The organism is Rhizobacter fulvus (genome assembly GCF_964020785.1).
In genome coordinates, this window is the sequence record NZ_OZ224516.1 from 2,951,713 (window position 1) to 2,976,674 (window position 24,962).

Below are 24,962 nucleotides of genomic sequence, written 5' to 3' on the forward strand. Positions count from 1 at the left end.
ATGTCACTGCACCGGGAAGTCCATTTCGAATCTGAAATCTGCCAGCACCTGGCGGCCAACGGCTGGCTGTACGCCGAAGGCGGCGCGGCGCTCTACAACCGCGCCAACGGCCTGTTCATGCCCGACATGCTGGCCTGGGTGGTGGCCACGCAGCCCGAGAGCTGGCAGCGCCTGAGCAAGACTCATGGCACTGCCTTGCCTACCGTGCTGGCGGAACGCGTGCGGAAAAGCCTCAACGAGCGCGGCACGCTGGAAGTGATGCGGAGGGGCGTGGAGCTGCTGGGCCTGAAAGAGCCGCTGGCGCTGGCGCAGTTCAAGCCGGCGCTGGCCATTAACCCGGCTATCCAGGCGCGCTACGCCGCCAACCGGCTGCGAGTGGTACCGCAGGTCTGCCACTCGCCGAACAACACCAAGGCCGAGCTGGACCTGGTGCTTTTTGTCAACGGCATCGCGGTGGCCACGGCCGAGCTCAAGTCAGATTTCACGCAGAGCGTGGACGATGCGGTGGACCAGTACCGCTTCGACCGCCACCCGCAGCCTAAGGGCGGTGTGCTGGAGCCGCTGCTAGGCTTCCCAGGCGGGGCGCTGGTGCACTTCGCTGTGAGCCAGTCGGCAGTGAAGATGGCAACCCGCCTCGCCGGGCCGACCACCACGTTCCTGCCGTTCAATCGGGGCAATGCCGGTGCGGCTGGCAACGCACCCAACCCGGAAGGCTTTGCCACGGCCTACCTGTGGGAAGAGGTGTGGGCACGCGAGAGCTGGCTGGACATCTTGCACCGTTACCTGATTGGCAAGCGCGACGACAAGAGGCAGCTCAAGAGCGTCATCTTCCCGCGCTATCACCAGCTCGACGCGACGCGACAACTCTTGGCCGATGTGTTGGCCAACGGGCCTGGCCAGCGCTACCTGATTCAGCACTCAGCCGGCTCGGGCAAGACCAACTCGATTGCCTGGGCGGCGCACTTTCTGGCCGACCTGCACGACGCAGAGCATAAGAAGATGTTCGACAGCGTGTTGGTCGTGTCCGACCGCAATGTGCTGGACGCACAGCTACAAGAAGCCATCTTCGACTTCGAGCGCACCACCGGCGTAGTGGCCAGCATCACCAACGAGCACGGCAGCAAGAGTGCGCAGCTCTCGCAGGCGCTGAAAGATGGCAAGAAGCTCATCGTCTGCACCATCCAGACCTTCCCGTTTGCCTTGGCGGCCGTGCAAGAACTGGCGGCCACCGAAGGCAAACGCTTCGCAGTGATTGCTGACGAGGCCCACAGCTCGCAGACTGGTGAGGCAGCGGCGAAGCTGAAGCAGTTGCTCTCGGCTCAGGAATGGGCCGAGCTGCAGGATGGCGGCGAGGTCGATACCGAGGCACTGCTGGCGGCTCAGATGGAGGCCCGTGTGGGGGGGGGCGCAGGCCTGACATACGTCGCGTTCACTGCCACGCCCAAGTCCAAGACACTGGAGTTGTTCGGCAGGCCCGGGCCCGATGGATTGCCGGCGCCCTTCCACGTGTATTCGATGCGCCAGGCAATTGAAGAGGGCTTCATCCTCGACGTGCTGGCGAACTACACCAGCTACAAGCTGGCGTTCAAGTTGGCCCACGACCGTGAGGAGTACGACGAGAAGCAGGTCGAACGCAGCACGGCGATGAAGGGCATCATGCAGTGGGTTCGTCTGCACCCCTACAACATTTCTCAGAAGGTGCAGGTCGTGGTGGAGCACTACCGCGAGAACGTGCAACCTCTTCTTGCCGGCTGCGCCAAGGCAATGGTGGTGGTAGGCAGCCGCAAAGAGGCTGTGCGCTGGCAGAAGGCCATCCGCGCCTACATCGCCAAACAGAACTACCCGCTCGGTGTGTTGGTGGCGTTCTCAGGTGAAGTCAACGACTCTGAGAGCTACCCGCAGGCCGTGACCGAGACAAGCAAAGACTTGAACCCGGGTTTGAAGGGTCGCGACATTCGCGACGCCTTTTCCGGGACCGACTACCACCTGCTGCTGGTGGCCAACAAGTTCCAGACGGGCTTTGACCAGCCTCTGCTGTGCGGCATGTACGTCGACAAGATGCTGGGCGGCATTCAAGCGGTGCAGACTCTTTCGCGCCTGAACCGCGCGTACGAATCAGGCGGTGTCAAGAAAGACACGACCTACATCCTCGACTTCGTCAACGATGCCGCGGACATTCTGAAGGCCTTCAAGACCTATTACGAGACGGCGGAGCTGGAAGCCGCGACGGACCCGCACCTGGTCTACGACCTGCGAGCCAAGCTCGACGCCAGCGGCAACTACGACGACTTCGAGGTCGAGCGCGTCGCCAGGGTGGACACGGACCCCAACGGCACGCAGAAGCAGCTCGACGCGGCCATTGCGCCGGTGGCTGACCGCTTGCTGAAGCGCTTCAAGGCGGCCCAGCAAGAGAAGGCGGCCGCAGAGGCCCAGCTAGATGACAAGTCCACCCGAGCCGCCAAGGACGCGCTGGACGCCTTGCTGCTGTTCAAGAACGACCTCGGCGCATATGTGCGCCTGTATTCGTTTCTGAGTCAAATCTTCGACTACGGCAACACCGACATCGAAAAGCGCTTCCTGTTCTTCAAGCGGCTTATCCCGTTGCTGGAATTCGGCCGAGAGCGCGACACCGTGGACCTCAGCAAGGTGGTCTTGACCCACCACACGCTGAAGAACCTGAGCAAGCAGCCGATGGGACTGAATCAAAACGGCAGCTACAAGCTGCCGCCGATGGATGCGGTCGGCAGCGGCTCGGTTCAGACAAAGCAACAGGCCTACTTCACCGAAATCATCCAGAAGGTCAATGGCCTCTTCGACGGTGAGCTGACCGACGACGACCAGCTCGTCTACGTGAACGGCGTGCTAAAGGGCAAGTTGCTCGAAAACGAGACGCTGGTGCAGCAGGCGGTCAGCAACAGCAAGGAGCAGTTCGCGAACTCGCCGGACCTGAAGGATGCGTTGCTGCACGCCATCATGGATGCCTTGGAGGCGCACACGACAATGAGTACGCAGGCGCTGGGCTCGGAGCGAGTTCGCGAAGGCTTGAAAGACATCTTACTGGGACCGGCTCAGTTGTATGAGGCGTTGCGTGCCACGAACAGCCAAGAGGCACGGGGCGCTTGAGTGATGGGGCAACAGCCCGATGGGCTAAGCCACCAGGACAAGCGTCTCCATAAAGGAGTGCATCTCCCAGGGAGAAGAAGACAAAGCCATGTATCTCTACGAACTGCGCATCCAGGGCTTTCGGCGCTTTGCCGACATTCACCTTCGCTTCAAAAATGGCCTGAACGTCATCGTCGGACCCAACAACGCGGGCAAGACGGCAGTCGTCGATGCCTTGCGAGTGCTGCTGTCCGCGAGCGACGAGGGCAATCTGCGCCTCACGGAGCTTGACCTGCACATTGCAGCCGACGGAACCCAGAGTCCCGAAGCGACGTTCACGTTTGTTTTCCGTGACCTAAGTGCGGACCAGGAAGCCGACTTCATGACGGCGCTACAACCGCGCAACGATAAGGAAGGCAAGCTGATTGAATACGAGGCGCGGTTCACCGTGCAGTACACGCGGACGGAGCCCGGCACTCGGTTGAGGCTCAAACGATGGGTCGGTGACCATCCGGAAAACCTGCTTTCGACCGATATGTTGGAGGAGCTGCGCGGAATCTACCTTCAGCCTTTGCGTGACCCAGCTCTGGGGCTGAAGCCCGGACGTATGAGCCAGCTTTCGAAGCTAGTACAGCGGTTATCGACGCCGGACCAACGCGCCGCGGTAGAGAAAAGCCTTGCAGATTTCGAAGCTGCGCTTTTGGCAGAGCCGCCAATTTCGTCCACTAACGAAGCTATCACCCAACGACACGTCGGAATGCTTGGCGAGGAACTCGCGCAGCTCCTAAGTCTTGAGCTGAGTCCGAGCGACTTCGTACGCTTCGCGTCGAGGGTGGGCCTTTCCGTGGGTGACATGGAAGTTGAGCAGAACGGACTCGGGTTCAACAACCTCATCTATATGGCAGTGGTCCTTAGCGAGCTGGCTCTGAACACGGACGCCTCCTATTGCGGCCTCATCGTCGAAGAGCCTGAGGCGCATCTCCATCCCCAACTACAGGCGGTGCTTCTGAACTACCTGCGCACTGTCGAAACCCCAGATGCAGGTCAGCGCGCAGTCCAGGTCTTTGTCACTAGCCATTCGCCAAACTTCGCAGCGCTGGCCGACCTTGACTCCATCTGTTGCGTGTACCAGGCGCCTGCCGGTCCGGCGGCATTCGCTCCGAGAGACGTCGTTTTCAAGGACAAGAAGAAGGAGAAGCTTCAACGCTATCTGAACGTGACACGAGCTGAACTGTTCTTCGCGCGACGGCTTGTGCTGGTTGAAGGAACGTCTGAGCTCTTCATTGTCGAGGCCTTGGCCAGAAAGGCGGGCATCGACCTTCGCAAGCACTCGGTAAGCGTCATCAGCACTGACGGTCTGAACTTCGACGCTTTCATGCCGCTCTTCGGGGCCGGCGCGCTGCAAATTCCTGTGGCAGTAGTCACGGATGCTGACCCGCCCACCTTGTCCTTCCCAGGCAAAGACGCAGAGCTCGTACTTTCGTCGAACGCGAATTTGCTACAGGCGGAAGAGGACGAGTTCGTAAGGTGCTTCTTCGCTAAGAAAACGCTTGAATACGACCTTGGGTTCGACCCTGTATGCCGAACCCACATGCTCGCCGCGCTGGAGGACATGCACTCGGAAATCGCCAAAGAACTCCGAGCTGAAGTAGACAAGGCAGTTGGTGGCGACGCAAAGGCGACTGCCCTATTCAAGGGAATGTTTCAACGCGGCGATGGGAAGACCAAGGTTCAGAAGGGACGCTTCTCGCAGCTCTTGGCATATGCGCTGGTGGAGACTGCCGACGCAGTTGCGGTGCCGCCCTACCTGGCGGACGCCCTGAAGTTTGTTTCCGGCCCTGTGAAGTCCAGTGCATAAGCCGTTCGACCCAACGCCGGAACAGCGGGCCATCATCGGAGCCGACTTGGTTTCGCTCGCTGTCGTTGCATGTCCAGGCAGCGGCAAGACCACGACCGCGGTACGCCGCCTCGCCGAAATCCGACGGCGGTTGGCCGGCTCTCGCGGATGCGTGGCCCTGTTGTCGTACTCAAACGTTGCGGTCGACACCTTTCGCAATGAGTACAAGCTCCTGACTGGCCGCTCCGGAGACCATGACCGCGTGGTGTTCCACACGGTCGACGCCTTTATCGCGACATACCTCCTGCGCCCTCACGGCGCGCGCATCATGAACTGCACGCGAACGCCGTTCCTGGTGCTCGGCGGCGAGCCGTTTCTCAGCAGCTACGCTATTGGCGAAAGAAGTGAGAGCTTCGGTCTTGACCGAGTCCTTCTGGACCGGAAGGCCGACGGCTCCACTCAGTTTTACCGAAAGTTCAGGGGTGGAGGAAAGCAGCTGTTGGACGCCGAGAAATCTGCGGCCGTTCGTCTTCAGGCGAGGAAACTCGGCGAGGTCGGCGGATATACGTATGGTTTTGGGCGAGCTTGGGCGCTTGCTCTATTGCGCAAAGAAAAGCGGCTTGCGGCCGCCGTCGCTCGCCGGTTCCCTCAAATTCTTGTGGACGAGGCACAAGACATCGGCAGCTTCGAGGCGGCACTCCTGGATGTTCTCGGAAAAGCGGGCAGCGTCGTCTCGCTGATTGGCGACGTCCATCAGTCCATCTTTGGCTTCAACTTCGCCACCGGAGCATGCCTACGAGAGTTCGCCAAGCGCGAGGACGTCCTGTCATTTCCTCTCTCGCAGAATCGGCGTTCGCTTCCCGAAATTGTGAAGTTCTCGAATGCGCTTGCCCGCACGGTCTCTGGGTCGCATCGAGAGACTTGCGATAGGCTGTCGGGGACGTTCTACTGGCGTTACGAGGACAAGCAGTTGCCGCAGCTCATGTCGGCTTGGGCCACGGCGCTCAAAGCTGAACGGTACGAACTCAAAGACGGTGCAGTTCTCGTTCGCGGAAATTCGCTGCTTGCCAGGGTGTCTACTGGGGTCGACGAGCTTGGGCAGTCCGCGGTCAAGCATTTTGCCGCCGCCGCGGCCGTGCGGGAGCTGCGGGGCGACATCGCTTCGGCGCTGGAGCATTGCGCCAGAGGCGTAACGCTTGTGGTGGGCGGCTTACCGTCATCTTTCGTTCATGACCTGAAGTCCCTAGGCAGAGATGGTGACATGGTGGCCATGCGTCGGCTCGTTTGGAGCTTAATTCGCGACCCCTGGGCAGGTATCCCGTTGGGCACTCTCAGCGCGAAGGATGAATGGCACCCTGAATTGAAGAAGAACCTCGGGCTGTGGCTAGACCGAGTGGAGCTGCAGACACCGTATAGCCGTTTCGACAGCTGGGCGAATCGAGTCACGGTGAAGGGGCTTCCGACCAAGCCGATTGTGACGTCCGACTTCGGACAGAACGAGTGGTCGGGGCTGCGATTTGGCACGGTGCACTCCTTTAAGGGCGAGGGTATTCCTGCGGTGATGTACCTCACCGCAAAGGACAACCTCGACGCGCTAGTCGCTGGGACGGAAGAGGAGGAGGGACGGATTGGATTCGTGGCCGCCACGCGCGCCCGAGACCTCCTGGTTATCGCCATTCCGAAGAAGACAAGCGATAGCGTCGTCAACGCATTGCAGGGCTTCGGGCTCACTGAGTGGGGCCAAAACAAGCTTGCGGTTGCTACTACGTCGTTCGAGGTGGTGACGCATTAGACGCTGCGGCCTCGCGGGTCCAAGCCCGCAGCCGCTGGGGCTTAAGCTACCGCGGTGCAGTTCAGCGGCGAAGCTCGCAATTTCGTTCAACGTGGCTCCACGAGTCTCTGAGTAGCACGCTAGGCCGGGCCCCGCGGTCCTATAACTTTCTGCCCCATGCGCATGGCGGCCTCGCAGTAGCGCTTTAGAACGGGCGTTTCGGCGGTGATGGCGAGCTCGCGAATCTCAGCGGTCCACTGGCCGCGCAAGGCGGAGCCAATCAAGGGTCTCGTCTCCATCGGCTTGAGCTTGACCCTGGCGTCTGCTAAGTCGGGCCTACCCAGGTTTGCGGCACGCAGCCTCTGTGCGTAGTAAAGCTTGAGTTCGAGCTGTCCACGACCCTCCTCGTGGATTCGGGGAGCGTCCCATTCTTGCTCGATGCCAGGCAGCCGTCCGAAGGGGACTTCCATGGCTGCACGCCAAAGGCGAGGCACCCCTAGCGTCAAGAGAAATAGGAACTCAAGTCGAGCGCAGCCGGGCGAGACGTTTTCAAGGCTGAATGCGGTAGCGGCGTAGCTGACGCCAAAGAAGCCCGCGGGGAGGTCAGTGTCGAGCGCATAAAAGCGAAGGGTGTCGGCCATCGGTTGCGTTGAAATGCCTGTGCTACGGCCATTGGTTAGAGCAATCCCACTCGTTGTCCAGTTAGCAACTGTGTTTTCCTATGTGGGAATCTCAGTAGTCGACTTTATTCTGCGGTAAGCAACTCTGTTCTCAGTAAGCGCGATTGTTTCCTGCGCACATCGCGGCAAAGGGTGAAGTCATCGTCACTCCACCGTCACGCTTTTCGCCAGATTTCGCGGCTTGTCGACATCCGTCCCCCGTGCGCAGGCCGTGTGATACGCCAGCAGCTGCAGCGGCACGACATGCAGGATCGGTGACAGCGCGCCGTAGTGCTCCGGCATGCGGATCACGTGCAGGCCTTCGCCGCTCTCGATGCGCGTGTCGGCGTCGGCGAACACGAACAGCTCGCCGCCGCGCGCGCGCACTTCCTGCAGGTTGCTCTTGAGCTTCTCGAGCAGCGCGTCGTTCGGCGCGACGGTCACGACCGGCATCTCGGCCGTCACGAGCGCGAGCGGGCCGTGCTTCAGCTCCCCGGCGGGGTAGGCCTCGGCGTGGATGTAGCTGATCTCCTTGAGCTTCAGCGCACCTTCGAGCGCGATCGGGTAGTGCAGGCCGCGGCCGAGGAACAGGGCGTTCTCCTTGCGCGCGAATTCCTCGCTCCACGCGATCACCTGCGGCTCGAGCGCGAGCACGCCCTGCACCGCCACCGGCAGGTGGCGCAGGGCCGTGAGGTGCGCCGCCTCCTGTTCGTCGGTGAGCAACCCGCGCGCCTGCGCGAGCGCGAGCGTCAGCAGGAACAGGCCGACGAGCTGGGTGCTGAACGCCTTGGTCGACGCGACGCCGATCTCGACGCCGGCGCGGGTGATGTAGGCGAACCGGCACTCGCGCACCATCGCGCTGGTCGCCACGTTGCAGACGGTCAGCGTGTGCGCCATGCCGAGCGCGCGCGCGTGCTTGAGCGCGGCGAGCGTGTCGGCGGTCTCGCCGCTCTGCGTGATCGTGACGACGAGGGTGCGCGGGTTCGGCACGCTGTCCCGGTAGCGGTACTCGCTCGCGACCTCGACGCTGGTCGGGATCTTCGCGATGCTCTCCAGCCAGTACTTGGCGACCGAGCCGGCGTAGTAGCTGGTGCCGCACGCGAGGATCAGCACCGAATCGATCTCCTGGCTGAACACGCGGTGCGCGCCGTCGCCGAACAGCTCGGGCGAGATGCCGGGGACGGCGTCGAGCGTGTCGGCGATCGCCTTGGGCTGCTCGAAGATCTCCTTCTGCATGTAGTGGCGGTACGGGCCAAGCTCGGCGGCGCCGCTGTGCGCGACGACTGTGCGCACCTCGCGTTGCACCGGCCGGTAGCGTCCGTCGGCGTCGCGCTGGCTGATCCAGTGCTTGCCGAGTTGCAGGTCGACGACGTCGCCTTCCTCGAGGTAGACGATCTGGTCGGTCACGCCGGCCAGCGCCATCGCGTCGGACGCGAGGAACACCTCGCCATCGCCGACCCCGAGCACCAGCGGCGATCCCTCGCGCGCACCGACGACGCGGTGCGGCTCGTCGCGGCAGAACACCGCGATCGCGAAGGCGCCGCGCAGCCGCACGGTGGTGCGCTGGACGGCGTCGAACAGGTCGCCGTCGTACAGGTGGTCGACCAGGTGGGCGATGACCTCGGTGTCGGTCTGGCTGCTGAAGAGGTAGCCGCGCGCGATCAGCTCGGCGCGCAGCTCGTCATGGTTCTCGATGATGCCGTTGTGGACCAGCGCGACGCGGCCGGCCTGCGCGCTGCGGCCGCTGACGGCCACGGCCGCTTCGGACACGCCCGGGCCGCGGCTGAAGTGCGGGTGCGCGTTGTGCACGACCGGCGCACCGTGCGTGGCCCAGCGCGTGTGTGCGATGCCGGTGCCGGCCTGCACGTGGTCGCGCGCGACCTCGGCGTCGAGTTCCGCGACGCGCGCGGTGCTGCGGGCGCGGCGCAACTCGCCGTCCTGGTGGACGGCGACGCCGCATGAGTCGTAGCCGCGGTACTCGAGCCGCTTCAGGCCTTCGAGCAGGATCGGGACGATGTTGCGCGTGCTGACCGCGCCGACGATGCCGCACATGACGGGCTCCTAGGGATGGGATGGCGTGATGCTAGGCACCGTCCTGTGGAGCATGCATTCATAATGGAAGTCAATATGTGTGAAAGTTGCAGGATCTGCCGAGGTAGAAATAATCATTCAGATGGATCAAATGAATGAATGAATCAATCAATCTCGACGACACCGACCTGCGCTTGCTCGATTTGCTGCAGCGCGACGCCTCGCTGTCCAACCAGGCCCTCTCGGTCGCCGCGCACACGTCCGCGGCCACCTGCCTGCGCCGCGTCAAGCGACTCGTCGACGCCGGCGTGATCGAGCGCCGCGTCGCGCTGCTCGCCCCGCAGCGCCTCGGCCCGGCGCTGACCGCCATCGTGGAAGTCGGGCTCGATCGCCAGGGTGCCGAGCACCTGGAGGCGTTCGAGGCGCGCGCTGTCGCCGAGCCGGCGGTGCAGCAGTGCTACCGCGTCTCCTCCGGGCCCGATCTCGTGCTGGTGCTGCAGGTGCCCGACATGCCGGGCTACCACGCGCTCGTGCAGCGCCTGTTCACCCAGGACGCGAACGTGCGCAACGTCAAGACGTTCTTCAGCGTTCACCGCGCCAAGTTCGACCCCGCCGTGCCGCTGCCGGCCGCGCGGCGCGCCTGACACGCCCGGCCCGCTCAGCCTTTGCGCCGGGCGCGCGGATGGGCGGCGTCGTACACCTTCGAGAGGTGGCCGAAGTCGAGCTGGGTGTAGACCTGCGTGGTCGTGATGTTGGCGTGGCCCAGGAGCTCCTGCACCGCCCGCAGGTCGCCGCTGGACTGCAACACGTGGGTCGCGAACGAGTGCCGCAGCATGTGCGGGTGCACGTGGGTCGGCAGCCCGGCGCGCAGCGCGCGCAGCTTCAGGCGCGTGCGCACCTGGCCCGCGCTGATGCGTGCGCCGCGGGCGCCGACCAGCAGGGCCGGTTCGTCGGCACGCGCCAGACGGTCGCGGGCGCCGAGCCAGTCCCGCAGCGCGCGCAATGCCGCGGCGCCGACCGGCACGCTGCGCCGCTTGCTGCCCTTGCCGAGCACGTGCGCGGTCGCGTCGGACGCGTCGATCCAGCCCGCGCCGCCGGGCCGCACGTCCAGCCCGACCAGCTCGCCGACCCGCAGCCCGCAGCCGTACAGCAGCTCGACGATGCACTGGTCGCGCGCCGCGACGGCGGGCGTGTCGGCCCGGGCGCCGTCGGCCGGGGTCGGCGCATCGGCGAGCGTCATCGCCAGATCCACCGACAGGGCCTTCGGCAGCGGCTTCGCGGCCTTCGGGGCACGCACCCCCTCGACCGGGTTGACGGCGACCAGCCCGTCGCGTCCGAGCCAGCGGTACAAGCCGCGCCAGGCCGACAGCACGAGCGCGATGCTGCGCGGCCCCAGGCCCTCGCGGTGCAGCGTGGCGGCCCAGCGCCGCACGTGATGGACTTGCGCATCGCGCAGCGCGACGCCCTGGTCGGCCGCGAAGGCCTGCAGCTTCGCCAACGCGTCGCGGTAGATCACGAGCGTGCGGCCTGCCAGGCGGCGCTCGACCTCGAGGTGCACCAGATGGCGCGCGATGTCGCCTTCCGCCGCCGGCGCCGCGACCGGGGGTTGCGCGGCGTCGGTCATCGCGCGCTCGCTCAGCCGTTCGCCGGCAGCAGCCGCGAGATCGCGGCGCCGGCGATGTCGCCGATGCGCACGAGGAACTCGGTGCCCATGTCGGCGGTGTAGCGGGTCGGGTCCGGCGAGGCCAGCACCAGCATGCCGAAGGTGGCTGCGGTGGTCGCGTCGGACGAATCGGCGCGCAGCGGGATCAGCGCCATCGACTTCGCGTCGCCCGGCACCTCGAGCCACTGCGCGGCCTCGAAGCCCGAGTTCACGCCGCAGTACGGCAGGCTCAGGCTGCCGGCGAACAGCTTGATGTCGTCGCCGACCGGCTGCGCGAAGTCCTGCGTCGCGTATGCCGCGGCGGCCCCCCAGACGCGGATGCCGGCCTGCGGGATCATGAACTGGTGCATCAGCTCGCGCACCAGCACGGTCGGCAGTTCGGCCGGTTGCGCGGTCAGCATCAGCGCGCGGGTCCAGCGGTGCAGCCGGTCGGCGATGCCGACGTTGTCCTGGCCGTAGCGGATCATCTCGATGATCTTGCCTTCGAGCCCGCGGATCTTGTCGCGCAGCATCTCCATCTGCCGCTCCTGCAGCGAGACGGCGCGCTGCCCGTGCGGGCTGGTCAGCTGGATGCTGCTGAGCAACTCGGCGTGGCGCTCGAAGAAGCCCGGCGTGTTCGCGAGGTAGTTCGCGATGTCGTTCTCGGTGATGCCTTGCACGCCGCCGCTCATGGGGCGCTGCTCGTCAGTCGGTTGCTCATAGGTCGATCTCTCCATCAAAGACTGTTTCGGCCGGGCCGGTCATCAGCACATGCGCGCCGAGGTCGCCAGCGCCACCCTGCCATTCGATCGTCAGCCGCCCGCCGCGCGCCTCGACATCGACGCGCGCGTCGAGCAGGCCGAGCCGGATGCCCGCAACCACCGCGGCGCAGGCGCCGGTGCCGCAGGCCAGCGTTTCGCCGGCGCCGCGCTCGAACACGCGCAGGCGCACATGCGTGCGATCGACGATCTGCAAGAAGCCGGCGTTGACGCCGCGCGGGAAGCGCGGGTGCGTCTCGACGACCGGGCCGATGCTGCCGACCGGCGCGGTGTCGATGTCGGCCACCAACTGCACCGCGTGCGGGTTGCCCATCGAGAGCACCGCCACGTCGACGTTCTGGTCGCCCGCGTCGAGGGGCCACGTTTCGAAGCCGGCGGTCGTGCGCGGCGTGAGCCCGCTCGCATCGAACGGCACGCGCGACAGGTCGAAGACCGGCGCGTTCATGTCGACGGTGACGCGGCCGTCGTCCTGCAGGCGCAGTTCGAGCAGGTTGTTCATCGTCTGCACGCGCAGCGTGCGCTTGGCGCTCAGGCCGTGGTCGACCACGTAGCGCACGAAGCAGCGCGCGCCGTTGCCGCAGTGCTCGACCTCGTCGCCGCTGCCGCCGTTGAAGATGCGGTAGCCGAAGTCCACGCCCGGCGCATCGCTCTTCTCGACCATCAGGATCTGGTCGGCACCGACGCCGAAGCGCCGGTCGCCCAATTTCTGGATCTGCGCCGGGCCGAGTTCCACCGGCGTGCGGGTGCCGTCGAGCACGACGAAGTCGTTGCCGGCGCCCTGCATCTTGGTGAACTTCAGCTTCATCGCCCGATTATCGTCAGTACAAGGTGTCTTCACCCTGCGGTCGCGTCTTGAAACGCTTGTGCACCCACAGGTATTGCGCCGGGAGCTTGCGGATTTCGCGTTCGATCCACAGGTTCATCCGTTCGGTGTCCGCGAGCGGGTCGTCGGTCGGGAAATCGGTCCACGGCGGAAGGAAGCGCACGCGGTAGCCGGCGCCGCCGGGCAATGTCTCGGCGACGACCGGCTGCACGATCATGTTCAGGGCCCGCGCCAGGCGCGACGGGGCAAGCAGCGTCGCCGCCGGAATGCCGAAGAACGGCACGAACGCGGCATCGCGCTCGCCGAAGTCCATGTCCGGCAGATTGAAGAAGGCGTCGCCGCGGCGGATCGCGCGGAACAGCGCCTTCCCGGCCTCGTCGCGCGGGAAGATCTCCGCGTTGCCCAGGCGCAGGCGGCCGCGGCGGATCGCGGCGTCCATCACCGGGTCGCTCTGCGCCTGGTAGATCGAGATGCCCTTGCGGTTCTGGAACAGCAGCACCGAAACGCCGGCCACGTCCAGCGCCATGAAGTGCGGCGCGAGCCACATGACTGGCCGCTCGCTGCGCTCGGCGAGCTTCACGTCGCCCTCGATGTGGATCAGCCGCTTCAGGCGCGCCGGCGACGCGTACCAGAGCAGCCCGCGCTCGAGGATGCTGCGCCCGAGCCACTCGAAGTGCTCGCGTGCCAGCGCTTCGTGCTCGTCGTGCGTCTGCTCCGGGAAGCACAGCGCGATATTGCGCAACGCGATGCGGCGCCGTGCCTTGGCGAGCGGGTAGAGCAGTCGGCCCAGGCCGCGGCCGAGTGCGGCCTGCGCGCCCAGCGGCAAGCAATGCAACAGCCACAACAAGGCCAGCAGGATTCGCGCGCCCAACTCTCACCCTTCGTTCTTGTTCGTGGCCCCGCTCAGGCGGCGGGGTCTTGCGAGCGTGGCTGCTTGTACCGGTTGTAGCCCCAGAGGTATTGCTGCGGGCACTGCCGGATCAGCGCTTCCATCGCGCGGTTGATGACCGCGGCGGATTCTGCCTGACCGGGATCGTCGGTCGGCAAGGGCTCGTCCAACCGGCTGACGCGCACCGCGTAGCCCGCGCCGTGCGCGAGACGCTCGCCCCAGATGAGCAACGGCGTCGCGCCGGTCTGCTGGATCAGGCGCGCCGCCAGCGTCATGGTGTAGGCCGGCTTGCCGAAGAACGGCACCCACACGCCCATGCCGTCGGGCGGCACCTGGTCGGGCAGCAGGCCGACGGCTTCGCCACGGCGCAGCGCGCGCATCATCTGGCGCACGCCGCCCAGCGTGGCCGGTGCGGTGGCCAGTCCCGGGCGCGCGCGCGACTGGTCCATCACCTCGCGCAGCGCCGGCTGGCGGGCCGGCCGGTAGAGCACGGTGATGGGCCCGTGCTGTGCCGCGAACTCCTGCGCCACGGCCTGCGCGGTGACCTCGAAGCTGCCCATGTGCGGCGTGAGGAACACGATGCCGCGTCTTGCCTGCGCCGCCTGCTCGATCAGCGCGCGGCCCGCCCATTCCAGGCGCGGGCCGATGCCGGCGCCCGGCGGCCGCAGCCAGAGATAAGGCGCCTCCGCGACCATGCGTCCGGCCGCGCCGATCGCCGGACGCGCCAGCACCGGATCGATGCCGGCCTGGCGCACGTTCTCGTTGAAGCGCCGCCGGTACGACGGCGATGACCAGTACGTGATCCAACCCAGAAAGGCGCCGATCACGTGCAGAAACCACAGGGGACGCCGGGCGAGCCAGCGGAACAAGCTGAGCATCTTCTTATAATCGGGCCATCGCCGAGTTAATTTGAACTACTTGCGGGCGATGCGCAGGCCTCCCAGGCCGGCGCCGGGTGGCACCGAGGCGCCGCTCAACAAATGCCGCTAAAGCGTTCGCCGCTCCTCCAGAGGTCAGGCAACGCAAGCCTTGCAACCTACCGGAGTTTAAGAGTGTCGAACGATTTCCTTTTCACGTCAGAGTCCGTTTCCGAAGGCCACCCCGACAAGGTCGCCGACCAGATCTCCGACGCCATCCTCGACGCGATCTTCGCGCAGGACCCGCGCTCGCGCGTCGCCGCCGAGACGCTGACCAACACCGGCCTGGTCGTGCTGGCCGGCGAGATCACCACCAACGCGCACGTCGATTACATCCAGGTCGCACGCGACACCATCAAGCGCATCGGCTACGACAACACCGAATACGGCATCGACTACAAGGGCTGCGCGGTGATGGTCTGCTACGACAAGCAGAGCAACGACATCGCCCAGGGCGTCGACCATGCCAGCGACGACCACCTCAACATCGGCGCCGGCGACCAGGGCCTGATGTTCGGCTACGCCTGCGACGAGACGCCCGAGCTGATGCCCGCGCCGATCTACTACGCGCACCGCCTGGTCGAGCGCCAGGCGCAGCTGCGCAAGGACGGCCGCCTGCCGTTCCTGCGTCCGGACGCGAAGAGCCAGGTCACGATGCGCTACGTCGACGGCAAGCCGCACTCGATCGACACGGTCGTGCTGTCCACGCAACATCACCCCGACCAGAGCGAGACCCCGACCAAGATGAAGGCCTCGTTCACCGAGGCGATCATCGAGGAAATCATCCGCCCGGTGCTACCCAAGGAATGGCTGAAGGACACCAAGTTCCTGATCAACCCGACCGGTCGCTTCGTCATCGGCGGCCCGCAGGGCGACTGCGGCCTGACCGGCCGCAAGATCATCGTCGACACCTATGGCGGCGCCTGCCCGCACGGCGGCGGCGCGTTCTCGGGCAAGGACCCGAGCAAGGTCGACCGCTCGGCCGCGTATGCCGCGCGCTATGTCGCGAAGAACATCGTCGCGGCCGGCCTGGCGCGCCAGTGCCAGATCCAGGTCGCCTACGCGATCGGCGTGGCCCGTCCGATGAACGTCACGGTCTACACCGAGGGCACCGGCGTGATCTCCGACGACAAGTTGTCGGCGCTGGTTCAGGAGCACTTCGATCTGCGCCCGAAGGGCATCATCCAGATGCTCGACCTGCTGCGCCCGATCTACGAGAAGACCGCCGCCTACGGCCACTTCGGCCGCGAGGAGCCGGAGTTCTCGTGGGAGCGCACGGACAAGGCGGCCACGCTGCGCGCTGCGGCAGGGCTGTAAGCGCAAGGCCTCCGTCGATGGTGGAGATCCGTCAGGTCGAGACCTTCGACGAGGCCGCATTCGCGGCGCTGACCGAGCCGGTCTTCGGCAACGAGGCGCGCGAGCGGTACATGCGCGCGCTCGTCGGCGCGGAAGTCGACGACCGCAACAAGGCGCTGCGTGCAACGCTGCCGAAACCCGAACGGATCCGCATCGCCGCGCTCGACGGCGACCGGCTGGTCGGCTGCAGCAGCGGCTGGTTCGAGTTCGGCGGCGGCAACTTCTACATCGGCCTGTCGGCCGTCGACCCCGCGTACCGCCAGCAGCGCATCTACACGCGCATGCTCGGCCTGATGGAGCAGACCGTGCGCGAACGCGGCGGCCTGCTGATCACGTCGCAGCACGTGGCCACCAACACCCCGGTGCTGATCGCCAAGCTCAAGGCGGGCTATGTGATTGCCGGCACCGAGTACCTCGATCAGATGGGGCTGCTGGTCCGCCTGGTGCTGCACCTCACGCCCGAACGCAGGGCGCTGTTCGAATCGCGCACGGCCACGCTGAGACCGCCGGCACCCTGACGGGACTGCGTGCGACCGGGCATCATCGCGCCCATGACGGCCGTGACCCTCGACCACCTGCGCCACTACGCGATCGCCCGCACGCTGTTCAAGCCGACCACGCTGGGGCGCGCGATCACCCGGCTCGGTTTCGTGCAGGCGGACCCGATCCGCGCGCCGGCGCGCGCGCAGGACCTGACGCTGCGCCACCGCGTCGTCGACTACCGCGCCGGCGACCTCGAGCGCCGCTATGCGCGGCTCGGCATCGAGGAGGACTTCTTCGTCAACTACGGCTTCCTGCCGCGCGCGCACCACGCGCTGATGCACCCGCGTGCGCCGCGCCGCGCCTGGACGCCGGCGCGTGCGACGCAGGCGCAGGCGGTGCTCGAGTTCGTGCGTGCGCACGGCGCAGTGCACCCGCGCGAGGTCGACGCGCACTTCGCGCACGGCAAGACCACCAACTGGTTCGGCGGCTCGTCGAACGCCAGCACGCAGCTGCTTGACGAGATGCACTACCGCGGCCTGCTGCGCGTGGCCCGGCGCGACGGCGGCACACGCGTCTACGCGGTGCGCGCCGGCGACAGCACGGCGCCCGACGGTGCGACGGCCGCGGCGCGCATGGATGCGCTGGTCGACCTCGTCGTCGCCAAGTACGCGCCGCTGCCGTTCGCGACGCTCGGGCAACTGATCAGCCACCTCGGCATCGGCGCGCCGCAGTGGCGTGGCGAGCGCGCCGGCACGCTGGCCCGCGCGAAGCAGCGGCTCGCGCGCCAGCGGATCGATGGCGTCGACTGGTACTGGCCCGCCGACGAGAAGCCCGCGTCCGCGCGCTGGCGCCCCGACGAGCAGGTGCGGCTGCTCACGCCGTTCGATCCGATCGTGTGGGACCGGCGCCGCTTCGAACATTTCTGGGGCTGGGCCTACCGCTTCGAGGCCTACACGCCGGCGCCGCAGCGCCGGCTCGGCTACTACGCGCTGCCGCTGCTCTGGCACGACCAGGTGATCGGCTGGGCGAACGCGAGCGTCGGCGCCGGCGCGCTCGACGTGAAGGTCGGCTACGTCGCCGGCAAGGCGCCGCGCGACCCGCGCTTCAAGAGCGCCCTGAGCGACGAGGTGGACCGCCTGCGCGGATTCCTCGGGCTCGACGCCTGAGCGATCTCCTCCTTCACGCCGCGGCCAGCGGCTTCTGCCCCCACGCGATCAGCGCGCCGAGCAGCAGCACCGCCGCCGAGCACGCCAGCCCGCCGCGCAGCCCGCCGGTGCCATCCGCGACCCAGCCGACCAGCGTCGGCCCGACGATCTGCCCGGCCGCGAACACGATCGTGAACGCCGCGATCCCGGCCGGCCACGCGGTGGCCGGCAGGTTGTGCCGCACCAGCGCGGTCGTCGAGGCGACGACCGACAGGAACACGCCGCCGAACAGCACGCCGGACGCGAACACCGCCACCGGGTGCGCGCTCAGCACCGGCAGCACGGTCGCCACCGCGAGCAGCGCGTTCAGCAGCCGCAGCGCGCCGCCGCCGCGCTGGCGCTGCAGCAAGCCGGCCCAGACGAACGACGAGCCGAGCACCGCCACGCCGAGCAGCGCGTAGAACACCGTGATCGCGGTCGCGCTCAGTTGCTGCTCGCGCAGCAGCGTGACGACGAAGGTCATGTAGCCGATGTAGCCGAGGCCGAAGCAGAAGTAGGCCGCCAGGCCGCAGGCGAATTGCGTCCAGCGGAATGGCGCCGCGGCGTCGCCGCGCGCCGCCGCACTGGCCGCCAGGCCGCGCGTCACCGCGCCGGTGATGGCGGTGGCAGCGAGGGCTGCCACCCCGAGCGCGACCCACGCCCATTGCCATGCGTGCGCACCGGCCAGCGCACTCAGCGGCGGCACCAGCAGCGCCGAGATCACGATGCCGACGCCGGTGCCGCCGTAGTAGATGCCGAGCACGAGGCCGGCGCTCGGCGCGCGGCCGGCGTGGCCGGAGGGCGCCCGGTTGCTCAATTGCGCGGCCAGCAGGCCGCCGGAGACGAAGGTCGCCGCGCTGGCGATCCCGGTCAGGCCGCGCAGCAGGTACAGCGCGGCATCGGCCGTCACGGCGCCGTGGGCGGCGAGCAGCAGCGCCGAGCCGAAGCCGCCGGCCAGCAGCGAACGCCGCGCGCCGAAGCGGCGCAGCCAGCCCGGCGCCAGCAGCGCGCCCACCAGGTAGCCGGCGGCGTTGACCGTGTTCATCGCGCCGGCCACGGTGTAGCTCCAGCCCAGGTCGGCCCGCATCGGCGGCAGCAGCAGCGCGTAGGAGAAGCGCGCCAGGCCGAGCGACACGGCGGCAGCGAGCGCCAGCGCGGCGGCGACGACGAGCGTCGGGTGATCGGGTGCGCTCGCGGTGTCGGTGGGCATCGGGTCGGGGCGGTGCAGGGCGGTGGTCGGGGCAGGAAGTCTTGCACAGGCGGCGCACCGTTGTCGTGCGCGCGCGGGATGCGTGCTTGTCCTACTGCGCCTCGGGCGCCGCGGCGCTGGCGAGCGACCGGTCGGCACGATTCAATGGCGGTCCGGTTCTTCCACGATCACCACGCCATGTCCGACATCCTCGCCCCTGACGCACCCATCGCCGCCGCCGCCGCGCCCGACCGCACCGCCGCACAGTCCGCGCGCACCTTCGACATCGACTGCACGCTGGCCTACCAGGTCAACGGGCCGACCGATTTCCTGTTCCAGATCCACGCGCTCGACGGCTTGGACCAGCGCGTGCTGGACGAGTCGCTCGTCATCACGCCGCAGCTGCCGCACCACGTGTATTGCGATCCGACCGTCGGCCACCGCTTTCTGCGGCTGCACGCCGACGCGGGGCCGGTCGAGTTGCGCTACCGGGCGAGCGTCGAGCGCCGCCCGATCGCGGTCGATCCGCAGGCGCGCGAGATGCCGATCGCCGAGTTGCCGGACCATCTGCTGCACAACCTCAACCCGACGCGCTATTGCGAGTCCGACCTGCTCGGCCGCGCGGCGCAGATGCAGTTCGGCGACCTGCCGCCCGGCCATGCCCGGGTGCAGGCGATCGTCGACTGGATTTACGACAACGTCGCATACCAGGTCGGCTCGACCCAGGCGACCACGACCTCGCGCGATGTGTTCGTGCAGCGCGCCGGCGTGTGCCGCGATTTCGCGCACCTGGGCGTCACCTTCTGTCGCGCGCTGAACATCCCGGCACGGCTGGTGGTCGGCTACGCCCGCTTCGAGGAGCCGCCGCCGGATTTCCACGCGGTGTTCGAGGCCTACCTCGGCGGCCGCTGGGTGATGTTCGACGCGACGCGCATGTCGCCGGTCGACGAACTCGTGCGCATCGCGATCGGTCGCGACGCCAAGGACGTGGCCTTCGCGACGATCTTCGGCCCGGCGACCATGACCTCGATGAACCCGCTGATCACCGCGCGCTGATCAGCCGCCGCGCCACTTCGGCGAAGCCGGCGCCGCGTGCGCCGTCGGTCAGGTAGGCCGGCCAGGTGGTCAATTGCGCCGCGAACTCCATCAGGTTGGCGACGCCGACGCTGAGCGGGAAGTGGCCGAACATCAGCTGGTCGTTGGTCGAGTCGCCGACGTAGACCCAGTCCCCGCGTTCGACCTCGATGTCGCGCCCCAGCAGGCGCTGCACGATCCAGCGTGCGCCGCTCAGCTTGGTGTGCGCGCCGAACCAGCCGTTGATGTGGATCGAGCTCACGGTCGCGTTCATGCCGGCGGCGTGCATCAGCGCGACCACCGCGTCGATCTGCGCCGCCGACAGGTGCGCGAACTCGTCGTGGTCGATCGCGATGTCGGTGACGCGGCCCGGGCTGTCCTGCGCGAGCGTGGCGCCCGGCACCTCGCGCAGCACTTGCGCGGCGACTGCCTTCAGGCGCACCGCGTTGTCCCGGCGGGTGGCGACGTCCTGCGCGTACTCGATCGCGAGGGCGCCCGGTTCGCGGAACAGCGCGACCGCGCCGTTCTCCGCGACGATCGCGTCGATCGGCCAGGCGCGTGCGAACGGCTCGCTCCAGCCCATCGGCCGGCCGGTGATCGCGATGACCGGCAGGCCGGCGGCTTTCAGCGCGGCGAGCGCGTCGAGCGCCTCTGGCGTGATCGCGCCGGCGGTGGTCAGCGTGTCGTCGATGTCGGTCAGCACGCCGCGCACGCGGCGGGCGTTGGCGGCGGGGAGTTCGGCCCACGGGCGGCTGCCAGCGGGGGCGGAGATTGCACGGGAAGTCACGCTCATGCCCGCGAGTCTTGCACAGGGCTTTTGCGGCGGCGCCGACCGTCGCCTACAATCCGTGAACTTTCCGAGGAGCGTTGCAAGGCCCGCCGCCGTGTTCGAGCGTGCGTCCCCAGGCTCGGAATTTGAATTGCAACCGCGCTCACCCGCACGATTCGACCTCGTGGGTGAGTTCCAACTTTCCCTTCGTGTCCGCGTGCGGGTTCCTCAATCTTCGGAGCCCGTTATGAACGCCGTTCTCAAGTCTTCACCCAGCGCCACTGCCGATTTCGCGATCGCCGACGCCAGCCTCGCCGCCTGGGGCCGCAAGGAAATCAAGATCGCCGAAACCGAGATGCCCGGCCTGATGGCCATCCGCGACGAATTCGCGAAAGCCCAGCCGCTGAAGGGCGCGCGCATCACCGGCAGCATCCACATGACGATCCAGACCGCCGTGCTGGTCGAGACGCTGCAGGCACTCGGCGCCAGCGTGCGCTGGGCCTCGTGCAACATCTTCTCGACCCAGGACCACGCCGCCGCGGCGCTGGTGGCCGAGGGCACGCCGGTGTTCGCGCACAAGGGCGAGACCCTGGCCGAATACTGGGACTTCACCCATCGCATCTTCGAATTCGGCGCCAAGGGTGCCGAAGGTGAAGGCCCGAACATGATCCTGGACGACGGCGGCGACGCGACGCTGCTGATGATCCTGGGCAAGAAGGCCGAGAAGGACGCGTCGGTCATCGCCAACCCGACCAGCGAGGAAGAGACCTGCCTGTACGCCGCGATCAAAGCCAAACTCGCGACCGACCCGACCTGGTACACCCGCAAGTCCGCGCAGATCATCGGCGTGACCGAAGAGACGACCACCGGCGTGCACCGCCTGAAGGAAATGAGCGCGAAGGGCACGCTGCCGTTCCGCGCGATCAACGTCAACGACAGCGTCACCAAGAGCAAGTTCGACAACCTGTACGGCTGCCGCGAGTCGCTGGTCGACGGCATCAAGCGCGCCACCGATGTGATGATCGCCGGCAAGGTGGCGGTCGTGGCCGGCTACGGCGACGTGGGCAAGGGATCGGCACAGGCGCTGCGTGCTTTGAGCGCGCAAGTCTGGGTCACCGAGATCGACCCGATCAACGCGCTGCAGGCCGCGATGGAAGGTTACAAGGTCGTGACGATGGAGTACGCCGCCGACAAGGCCGACATCTTCGTCACCACGACCGGCAACAAGGGCATCATCCGCCACGAGCACATGGTCGCGATGAAGGATCAGGCGATCGTCTGCAACATCGGCCACTTCGACAACGAGATCGACATCGCGTCGCTCGAGAAGTACACCTGGGACGAGATCAAGCCGCAGGTCGACCACATCACCTTCCCGGACGGCAAGAAGATCATCATGCTGGCCAAGGGCCGCCTCGTGAACCTGGGCTGCGGCACGGGCCACCCGAGCTTCGTGATGAGCTCGAGCTTCGCGAACCAGACGATCGCGCAGATCGAGCTGTTCTCGCACCCGGACAGCTACGACATCGGCAAGGTCTACGTGCTGCCGAAGCACCTGGACGAGAAGGTCGCGCGCCTGCACCTGAAGAAGGTCGGCGCGATGCTGACCGAGCTGACCGACGAGCAGGCCGCGTACATCGGCGTGCCGAAGCAGGGCCCGTACAAGCCGGATACGTATCGGTACTGATCGGTGCGCGCTGACCAACTGCTGGTGCAGCGCAGCCTCGCACCCACCCGGTCGGCCGCGCAGCGGCTGATCGACGCGGGTGCCGTGCGCTGGCTCGGCCCGAAGGGCTGGGCGCTGCCGCGCAAGGCCGGCGAGGAGTTGCCCGACGGCTGCCAGATCGAGGTCACCGACGACGCGGAGCTGCGCTTCGTGTCGCGCGGCGGGCTCAAGCTCGACGCGGCGCTGGCGCATTGCGGCGTCGACGCGTCGGGTGCGAACTGCCTCGATGTCGGCCAGAGCACCGGTGGCTTCACCGATGCGCTGCTGCAGCGCGGCGCCGCACGCGTCGTCGGGCTCGACGTGGGGCGCGGCCAACTGGCGGCGTCGCTCGCGGGCGATGCGCGCGTCACCACGCACGAAGGTCTGAACGCGCGCGACGTGGCGGGCTCGGCATTCGCGCAAGAGGAACCGACGCACTCGTTCGACCTCGTCGTGGCGGACCTGTCCTTCATCACCCTGACCCACGTGCTGCCGACCATCGCAACGTGGCTCGCGCCCGCCGGTCAAGCCGTGCTGCTGGTCAAGCCGCAGTTCGAACTGCAGCCGGAGGACATCGGCAAGGGCGGGCTGGTGAAGCACGCCTCGGCCTATCCGCGTGTCGAGAAACGCATCCGCGACGCGTGCGCGGCGCTCGGCCTGACCGTGCGCGATTACTTTGCCAGCCCCGTCACCGGCGGCGACGGCAATCGAGAATTCTTTGTCTGGGCCTGCCCTGGGGCAGCGTCCGCTTGAGGAGAGGCGCCATGACGGCAGCCCGAGAAGTCCCCATCAGTTTCGAGTTCTTCCCGCCCAACACGCCGATCGGTGACGAGAAGCTGAAGGGCGTGGTGCAGGCGCTGGGCGCGCTCGCGCCCGAGTTCTTCAGCGTCACTTACGGCGCCGGCGGCTCGACGCGCGAGAAGACGCTGGCGACCGTGACGGCCATCGCCGCGGCCGGCTTCGAGGCCGCGCCGCACCTGTCGTGCGTGGGCTCGACACGCGCCGGGCTCACCGAGATTCTCGCGACCTACCGCGCGCAGCAGATCCGCCGCATCGTGGCACTGCGTGGCGACATGCCCAGCGGCACGCACCTGGGGGGCGACTTTCGCTACGCCGCCGACCTGGTGGCGTTCATCCGCGAAACCCAGGGGCCGGACTGGCACATCGAGGTCGCGGCCTACCCCGAGTACCACCCCGAGCAGCGCTACGCGGCGCGCGACCTGGCGCACTACGTGACCAAGGTCAAGGCGGGCGCGAACTCGGCGATCACCCAGTTCTTCTTCAACGCGGACGCGTACTTCCACTTCGTCGACGCGACCACGAAGCTCGGCGCCACGGCGCCGGTCGTGCCGGGCATCATGCCGTTCCACAACTTCGCGAAGATCGCGCAGTTCGCGGCGCGCGACGGCATCGAGATCCCGCGCTGGATCGCGCTGAAGATGGAAGGCTACATGGACGACACCGCATCGATCCGCGCGTTCGGCATCGACGTGGTCACCGAGTTGTGCGAGCGCTTGATCGCGGGTGGCGCGCCGGGGTTGCACTTCTACACGATGAACCAGGCGCCGGTGACGGTGGAGATCTGCCGGCGGCTGCAGGCGGTTTGAGATTTGTCGGTGGCGTATCGCGCCGTGTCGTTGGCAGGCGGCGATCCGCGAAACTAGGGCCGCGCCCACATCAAACCATCCTCCGTCAGCATCGCATCGAGCTGCGTGTCGAGCGGCCCCGGCCGCAGCAAGGGAAGGAAGCCCTGCGCGAAGCCGACGCCGACGATCAGCGGGCGCGGCTCGAGCGACGCCAGCGTGCGGTCGAAGAACCCGCCGCCGTAGCCCAGCCGCACGCCGCCCGGCCCGAACCCCAGGCACGGCACGACCAGGATCTGCGGCGCGAACTCGTCGGTGTCCTTCGGTTTCGGGATGTCGTAGGCGTCGTGTTCCATCGGGCAGCCCGGGTACCAGACGTGGAAGCGCAGTTGCCCGGTCTCGCGGTTCGCGACCGGCAGCCCGATGCGCCGCGGGGCGCCTTCCGGGCCGCCCTCGGCCCAGCGGTAGAGCGCCGGCAGCGGGTCGAACTCGCCCTTGATCGGCCAGTAGGCGCCGATCGTGTTCTCACGCCGGCCGACCAGGAAGACGCGCAGCGCGCTCTGCAACTGGACGGCCCGCTCGAGCCGGTCGGTCAATGCCATTCGCGCGGCGATCAGCTTCTGGCGCAAGGCGGCGCGGTCGGGCGCGGGGTGCTGCATGCAAGTTCGTCCGGTTGAGTCGTGCGCCGCCATTGTGCAAGACTGGCGCATGGCCGCCGTACCGAACGAACTCGTCGCGCATTGCTGCGAACTGCTGGCCCCGCTGGGGGCGGTGCGCACCCGCCGGATGTTCGGCGGGCACGGCTTCTATGTCGACGACGTGTTCATCGCCCTCATCTCCGCGGAGCGCCTGTACCTGAAGGCGGACGAGGTCACGCGGGCGACCTTCGAAGCGGCCGGCTGCACGCCCTTCACGTTCGAGAAGGCGCGTAGAGGCAGCGTCGAATCGGTGGCGACGAGCTACTTCAGCGCGCCGGAGGACGCGATGGAATCCCCGCCGTTGATGCAGCCCTGGGCCCGGCTCGCGCTGGCCGCGGCGCTGCGCGCCAGGGCGACGAAGCCCCGTGCCACCAGCCCGGTCAGGAAGGCCAGGCCGCGCAAGGGCTCCTCGGCCAAGGCGCCGACGAAGCTCTGACGGCGCGGGTACCAGCGCACCGACACGGCCTCGCC

The 24,962-nt window shown here is 67.2% G+C and carries 22 protein-coding genes and 1 riboswitch; of the genes, 12 read left to right on the forward strand and 10 right to left on the reverse strand.

Translation table 11 applies throughout. From position 1 onward, the window contains the following. From ACWH49_RS14110 to ACWH49_RS14120, 3 genes are all read left to right on the forward strand, one after another. The gene (locus tag ACWH49_RS14110) at positions 1 to 3,123 is read left to right on the forward strand and encodes a type I restriction endonuclease subunit R (protein WP_448172023.1); all 3,123 of its coding nucleotides are present in this window, start codon (positions 1 to 3) and stop codon (positions 3,121 to 3,123) included. An 88-nt stretch (positions 3,124 to 3,211) separates the two neighbouring features. Further along, positions 3,212 to 4,960: an ATP-dependent nuclease gene (locus ACWH49_RS14115; protein ID WP_448172024.1), complete on the forward strand. Its 1,749-nt coding sequence runs from the start codon at positions 3,212 to 3,214 to the stop codon at positions 4,958 to 4,960. Continuing rightward, positions 4,953 to 6,731: a UvrD-helicase domain-containing protein gene (locus tag ACWH49_RS14120; protein ID WP_448172025.1), complete on the forward strand. Its 1,779-nt coding sequence runs from the start codon at positions 4,953 to 4,955 to the stop codon at positions 6,729 to 6,731. The genes ACWH49_RS14115 and ACWH49_RS14120 overlap by 8 nt, the downstream gene beginning before the upstream one ends. Before the next feature lie 119 nt (positions 6,732 to 6,850). Here ACWH49_RS14120 and ACWH49_RS14125 read toward each other — a convergent pair whose 3' ends face one another. Together ACWH49_RS14125 and glmS are read right to left on the reverse strand one after the other, a co-directional pair. Beyond that, a complete protein-coding gene (locus ACWH49_RS14125; RefSeq protein WP_448172026.1) occupies positions 6,851 to 7,351 on the reverse strand; it encodes a hypothetical protein in 501 nt (166 codons plus the stop codon). Between the two features lie 183 nt (positions 7,352 to 7,534). Next, entirely contained in the window at positions 7,535 to 9,421 is a 1,887-nt protein-coding gene (glmS, locus tag ACWH49_RS14130; RefSeq protein ID WP_448172027.1) for a glutamine--fructose-6-phosphate transaminase (isomerizing), read from the reverse strand. A 134-nt stretch (positions 9,422 to 9,555) separates the two neighbouring features. Here glmS and ACWH49_RS14135 point away from each other — a divergent pair, with 134 nt between their 5' ends. Further along, the gene (locus ACWH49_RS14135; RefSeq protein WP_448172028.1) at positions 9,556 to 10,044 is read left to right on the forward strand and encodes an Lrp/AsnC family transcriptional regulator; all 489 of its coding nucleotides are present in this window, start codon (positions 9,556 to 9,558) and stop codon (positions 10,042 to 10,044) included. Between the two features lie 14 nt (positions 10,045 to 10,058). On the opposite strand, the gene ACWH49_RS14140 is transcribed toward ACWH49_RS14135, so the two are convergent. The 5 genes from ACWH49_RS14140 to ACWH49_RS14160 are packed head-to-tail and all read right to left on the reverse strand — an operon-like array spanning position 10,059 to position 14,411. Beyond that, on the reverse strand, positions 10,059 to 11,024 hold the full coding sequence (locus ACWH49_RS14140; protein ID WP_448172029.1) for a tyrosine recombinase XerC: 966 nt from the start codon (positions 11,022 to 11,024) through the stop codon (positions 10,059 to 10,061). Between the two features lie 11 nt (positions 11,025 to 11,035). Continuing rightward, positions 11,036 to 11,734 carry a DUF484 family protein gene (locus ACWH49_RS14145; protein ID WP_056460859.1) on the reverse strand — a complete coding sequence of 233 codons (699 nt, stop codon included), beginning with the start codon at positions 11,732 to 11,734 and terminating at the stop codon, positions 11,036 to 11,038. A gap of 25 nt (positions 11,735 to 11,759) precedes the next feature. Further along, positions 11,760 to 12,626, reverse strand: a complete 867-nt coding sequence (dapF, locus tag ACWH49_RS14150) for a diaminopimelate epimerase (protein WP_448172030.1) — start codon at positions 12,624 to 12,626, stop codon at positions 11,760 to 11,762. Positions 12,627 to 12,639: 13 nt separating this feature from the next. Then, entirely contained in the window at positions 12,640 to 13,515 is an 876-nt protein-coding gene (locus ACWH49_RS14155; protein WP_448172031.1) for a lysophospholipid acyltransferase family protein, read from the reverse strand. 32 nt (positions 13,516 to 13,547) lie between these two features. Beyond that, positions 13,548 to 14,411: a lysophospholipid acyltransferase family protein gene (locus ACWH49_RS14160; RefSeq protein WP_448172032.1), complete on the reverse strand. Its 864-nt coding sequence runs from the start codon at positions 14,409 to 14,411 to the stop codon at positions 13,548 to 13,550. A 174-nt stretch (positions 14,412 to 14,585) separates the two neighbouring features. On the opposite strand from ACWH49_RS14160, the gene metK reads away from it, so the two are divergent. The 3 genes from metK to ACWH49_RS14175 are packed head-to-tail and all read left to right on the forward strand — an operon-like array spanning position 14,586 to position 17,455. Beyond that, entirely contained in the window at positions 14,586 to 15,767 is a 1,182-nt protein-coding gene (gene metK / locus ACWH49_RS14165) for a methionine adenosyltransferase (protein WP_448172033.1), read from the forward strand. Between the two features lie 17 nt (positions 15,768 to 15,784). Then, on the forward strand, positions 15,785 to 16,324 hold the full coding sequence (locus ACWH49_RS14170; RefSeq protein WP_056460874.1) for a GNAT family N-acetyltransferase: 540 nt from the start codon (positions 15,785 to 15,787) through the stop codon (positions 16,322 to 16,324). A gap of 33 nt (positions 16,325 to 16,357) precedes the next feature. Further along, on the forward strand, positions 16,358 to 17,455 hold the full coding sequence (locus tag ACWH49_RS14175; RefSeq protein ID WP_448172034.1) for a DNA glycosylase AlkZ-like family protein: 1,098 nt from the start codon (positions 16,358 to 16,360) through the stop codon (positions 17,453 to 17,455). A 13-nt stretch (positions 17,456 to 17,468) separates the two neighbouring features. Here the strand turns inward: ACWH49_RS14175 and ACWH49_RS14180 are convergent, their stop codons facing one another. Further along, positions 17,469 to 18,683, reverse strand: coding sequence for a YbfB/YjiJ family MFS transporter (locus ACWH49_RS14180; protein WP_448172035.1), 1,215 nt, complete (start codon positions 18,681 to 18,683; stop codon positions 17,469 to 17,471). Positions 18,684 to 18,860: 177 nt separating this feature from the next. Between ACWH49_RS14180 and ACWH49_RS14185 the strand changes: the two genes are divergently transcribed. Continuing rightward, on the forward strand, positions 18,861 to 19,718 hold the full coding sequence (locus tag ACWH49_RS14185) for a transglutaminase-like domain-containing protein (RefSeq protein ID WP_448172036.1): 858 nt from the start codon (positions 18,861 to 18,863) through the stop codon (positions 19,716 to 19,718). Here ACWH49_RS14185 and ACWH49_RS14190 read toward each other — a convergent pair. Then, positions 19,705 to 20,523, reverse strand: a complete 819-nt coding sequence (locus tag ACWH49_RS14190) for an HAD-IIB family hydrolase (RefSeq protein WP_448172037.1) — start codon at positions 20,521 to 20,523, stop codon at positions 19,705 to 19,707. The two genes, ACWH49_RS14185 and ACWH49_RS14190, sit on opposite strands and share 14 nt — an antisense overlap. 66 nt (positions 20,524 to 20,589) lie before the next feature. Continuing rightward, a riboswitch (S-adenosyl-L-homocysteine riboswitch) is annotated at positions 20,590 to 20,677 on the forward strand. Positions 20,678 to 20,752: 75 nt separating this feature from the next. Between ACWH49_RS14190 and ahcY the strand changes: the two genes are divergently transcribed. Genes ahcY through metF form a run of 3 tightly spaced genes read left to right on the forward strand, consistent with a single transcriptional unit; the run spans position 20,753 to position 23,817 of the window. Further along, positions 20,753 to 22,192: an adenosylhomocysteinase gene (ahcY, locus tag ACWH49_RS14195; RefSeq protein ID WP_448172038.1), complete on the forward strand. Its 1,440-nt coding sequence runs from the start codon at positions 20,753 to 20,755 to the stop codon at positions 22,190 to 22,192. 3 nt (positions 22,193 to 22,195) lie between these two features. After that, positions 22,196 to 22,963, forward strand: coding sequence for a TlyA family RNA methyltransferase (locus ACWH49_RS14200; RefSeq protein ID WP_448172039.1), 768 nt, complete (start codon positions 22,196 to 22,198; stop codon positions 22,961 to 22,963). Positions 22,964 to 22,974: 11 nt separating this feature from the next. Further along, entirely contained in the window at positions 22,975 to 23,817 is an 843-nt protein-coding gene (gene metF / locus ACWH49_RS14205) for a methylenetetrahydrofolate reductase [NAD(P)H] (protein WP_448172040.1), read from the forward strand. Between the two features lie 53 nt (positions 23,818 to 23,870). Here the strand turns inward: metF and ACWH49_RS14210 are convergent, their stop codons facing one another. Beyond that, positions 23,871 to 24,452 (reverse strand): 5-formyltetrahydrofolate cyclo-ligase, encoded by a 582-nt coding sequence (locus ACWH49_RS14210; RefSeq protein ID WP_448172041.1) that lies wholly within the window; start codon positions 24,450 to 24,452, stop codon positions 23,871 to 23,873. Between the two features lie 127 nt (positions 24,453 to 24,579). Here ACWH49_RS14210 and ACWH49_RS14215 point away from each other — a divergent pair, with 127 nt between their 5' ends. Next, positions 24,580 to 24,927, forward strand: coding sequence for a TfoX/Sxy family protein (locus tag ACWH49_RS14215; protein WP_448174351.1), 348 nt, complete (start codon positions 24,580 to 24,582; stop codon positions 24,925 to 24,927). The last annotated feature ends 35 nt before the right edge of the window (positions 24,928 to 24,962 follow it).